Source organism: Vibrio sp. 10N.261.52.C2 (assembly GCF_041471425.1).
In the GTDB taxonomy this organism is placed as follows: Bacteria; Pseudomonadota; Gammaproteobacteria; order Enterobacterales; family Vibrionaceae; genus Vibrio; species Vibrio crassostreae_C.
This window is the reverse complement of record NZ_JBFROH010000074.1, coordinates 1-2,888: the sequence shown is the minus strand read 5'-3', so window position 1 is coordinate 2,888 and position 2,888 is coordinate 1. Positions and strand designations below refer to the sequence as shown.

1 protein-coding gene is annotated in these 2,888 nt (G+C 48.2%); it reads left to right on the top strand.

The annotated features are described in order from the left end of the window. On the top strand, positions 1–2,888 hold a 2,888-nt coding region (locus AB4307_RS21255), incomplete at both ends, for a cadherin-like domain-containing protein (RefSeq protein ID WP_372133404.1).

Here is a 2,888-nt window from a genome sequence, read left to right as displayed (position 1 = left end):
TCAATCGATGAAGACGGTTCTATCCGTTTAAGCCAAGAGCAATTGCTATCGCAAGCGTCAGATGTTGAAGGCGATGACCTGACAGCTAGCGACCTTACGGTTGGTGGAGATGCAACGGTTGTAGCTAATGATGACGGCAGCTTCACCATCACGCCAGATGAGAACTTCAATGGCGACATCGATATCAGCTTCGATATCTCAGATGGTACTAATACGGTTCAAGCATCAGCTGACCTAACCGTTAACCCAGTTAATGACCTGCCAGTACCTCAAGACCAACAGTTCAGCGTTGAAGAAGACGGCACGTTAATCTTTACTGATGCCGACCTGTTAACAGGCGCTACCGACATTGAAGGTGATAACCTAACGGTTGAAGGTGTGACCTACGATGGTGGCGACGGTATTCTTACCGACAACGGTAATGGCACATACACCTTCGCACCGAATGAAAACTTCAATGGTGACGTAAACTTCGGCTTCGATGTGTCAGATGGCACCGATACGGTATCAGCAAACATCGACGTGAGCGTAACTGCCGTTGATGATGCGCCAGTGTCTGGCGACCTAGCGTACTCAATCGACGAAGATGGTTCGATTCGTCTAAGCCAAGAGCAGTTGCTATCACAAGCATCAGATGTTGAAGGCGATGACCTAACAGCCAGCGGCTTAACGGTCGACGGTGATGCGACAGTTGTAGCTAACGACGATGGCAGTTTCACCATCACGCCAGATGAGAACTTCAACGGTGACATCGATATCAGCTTCGATATCTCTGATGGTACTAACACCGTTCAGGCTTCTGCGGATCTAACCGTTAACCCAGTTAATGACCTGCCTGTCCCTCAAGATCAACAGTTCAGAGTTGAAGAAGATGGAACGCTTATCTTCACCGATGCAGACCTATTAACAGGCGCTACTGACATTGAAGGCGACAACCTAACGGTTGAAGGTGTGACCTACGACGGTGGCGACGGTATTCTTACCGACAACGGTAATGGTACGTACACCTTTGCTCCGAATGAGAACTTCAATGGCGACGTAAACTTTGGCTTTGATGTATCAGATGGTACCGATACAGTCTCTGCAAACATCGATGTGAGCGTTACGGCAGTTGATGATGCACCTGTGTCAGGCGACCTAGCGTACTCAATCGACGAAGACGGTTCGATTCGTCTAAGTCAAGAGCAGCTTCTATCGCAAGCTTCTGACGTAGAAGGCGATGACCTTACTGCTAGCGGCCTAACGGTTGGTGGAGATGCGACGGTTGTAGCTAATGATGACGGCAGCTTCACCATCACGCCAGATGAGAACTTCAACGGTGACATCGATATCAGTTTCGATATCTCTGATGGCACCAATACCGTTCAAGCATCGGCTGACCTAACGGTTAACCCAGTAAACGACCTACCAGTACCTCAAGATCAACAGTTCAGTATTGCAGAAGACGGTACTTTACAGTTCACAGACGCGGATCTGCTTACAGGCGCGACAGACGTTGAAGGTGATAACCTGACGGTTGAAGGCATCATTTATGAAGGCACTGATGGCGTACTGACAGACTTGGGTGAGGGCTCTTACAGCTTTGCTCCAAACGAAAACTTCAATGGTGATGTGAGCTTTAGCTTCGATGTGTCAGACGGTACAGATACCGTGTCTGCAAACATTGATGTTAGCGTGACTCCTGAGAACGATCCGCCAGTTGCGGGTTCAACGTCCTACACGGTGAATGAAGACAATTCGATTACCATTTCTGATGCACAACTATTGGCAACATCTTCAGATATTGAAGGTGATGTATCGATAGACAGCGTGACTTACTCTGGTAGTGACGGTGTCCTTGAAATCAATGGTAACGGCACTTACACCTTCTCGCCAAATGAGAACTTCAGCGGTGAAATTGCACTTGATGTGGTTGTTGCTGATGGAGAGGGTGCGACCGATGCAACGACCGCGGGCATCAATGTTCTTGAAGTGAACGATCCGCCGGTTGCTGGCCCAACGTCTTATACCATTGATGAAGACTCAGTGTTGACCTTCAGTGAATCACAAGTGCTACTTAATGCCTCAGATGTAGAAGGGGATGTTGAGCTTGTGGGTATTAGCTACGATGGCCCTGAGGGCATCTTCTCAGTAAATGGTGATGGCACTTGTAGTTTCGCTCCGAATGAGAACTTTAATGGCCAAGTTCAGCTTGATGTCACCATTCGTGATGAAGACGGTGCAGAAGTTGAAACCGTCATCAATGTTGACGTGTTACCAATCAATGATGCGCCAGTATCCGGTGATTTGGCTTACAACGTTAACGAAGATGGTTCAATCACATTGAGCCAAGTTCAGCTGTTGTCTCAAGCGTCCGATGTTGAAGGCGAAGACCTAACCGCGAGCGACTTAACAGTTGGTGGTGATGCGACGGTTGTAGCTAACGATGATGGCAGTTTCACCATCACACCAGATGCGAACTTCAATGGTGACATTGATATCAGCTTCGATATCTCAGATGGCACCAACACAGTTCAAGCCTCTGCAGACTTAACCGTTAACCCAGTAAACGACCTGCCAGTGCCTCAAGACCAACAGTTCAGTGTTGAAGAAGATGGAACGCTTATCTTCACCGATGCAGACCTATTAACAGGCGCTACAGACATTGAAGGTGACAACCTAACGGTTGAAGGTGTGACCTACGATGGCGGCGACGGTATTCTTACTGATAACGGTAATGGTACGTACACCTTTGCTCCGAATGAAAACTTCAATGGTGACGTAAACTTCGGCTTCGATGTGTCAGATGGCACCGATACGGTCTCTGCCAACATCGATGTGAGTGTTACAGCGGTTGATGATGCGCCAGTGTCTGGTGACTTAGCGTATTCAATCGATGAAGACGGTTC